This window comes from Paenibacillus sp. F024, from assembly GCF_057814255.1.
Window position 1 is genome coordinate 1 of the sequence record NZ_JBVASZ010000229.1, and the last position, 209, is coordinate 209.

Annotated in this window: 1 rRNA gene; it reads left to right on the plus strand. The window is 59.3% G+C overall.

The features are described 5' to 3' along the window. Positions 1–209: ribosomal RNA gene (locus ACZYR9_RS28040) — 23S ribosomal RNA — on the plus strand; the annotation flags it as partial.

A 209-nucleotide genomic window follows, 5' to 3' on the forward strand; every position in this document is an offset into this window, starting at 1 on the left:
GAAAGCGGATTAGCCCAAACCAGGGGGCTTGCCCCCTGGGGTTGTGGGACGTCAATGTGGGTTGAGCAGCGTAGGTGAAGCGGTCTGGAAAGGCCGGCCAAAGAAGGTAACAGCCCTGTAGCTGAAATGCTGCGAAAGCCCTAGACGGATCCCGAGTACCGCGAGACACGTGAAACCTCGTGGGAATCCGGCAGGACCATCTGCCAAGG